Source organism: Aliivibrio sp. 1S128, from assembly GCF_001691065.1.
GTDB lineage: Bacteria > Pseudomonadota > Gammaproteobacteria > Enterobacterales > Vibrionaceae > Aliivibrio.
The window spans coordinates 1-375 of the sequence record NZ_MAJV01000187.1; the positions used below are offsets into that span (position 1 = coordinate 1).

Consider the following 375-nt stretch of genomic DNA (forward strand, 5'->3'; position numbering starts at 1 on the left):
TGCTTAGGGTTTTGCTCACAAAGATGAATACAAATCGCAGAGCTTTCAAAGATTGCCATTCCATCGTCAATTAATGTAGGAATTCTACCCGCTGGATTCAATTTTAAATATTCAGCTGATTTGTGGAAGCTCGATTTCCTATCAACTAACAACAATTGATAGTCTAATTCCATGAAATGTAATAAGAAGTGCGGAGCTAAACTCGCGTTGTTTGGGTAATAATATAACTGATACAAAATGACTTCCTTTTCTTAATCCACAAATACTCATAACGCCTGCATAACACGTTTACTACTATGCAGATCAAGCTGAATTTTACCGCCATAAACACAGAAACCAAAGACAAACCTACAATGCCGAATGTAGTAAATCGTG

At 36.3% G+C, this 375-nt stretch carries 1 protein-coding gene; it reads right to left on the reverse strand.

The window, feature by feature from the left end; all coding sequences use genetic code 11:
- Nucleotides 1-236, reverse strand: a 236-nt coding sequence (locus tag A6E03_RS19725) for a glutathione S-transferase N-terminal domain-containing protein (protein WP_176703516.1), incomplete at its 3' end; no start/stop codon positions are given.
- Nucleotides 237-375 lie beyond the last annotated feature (139 nt).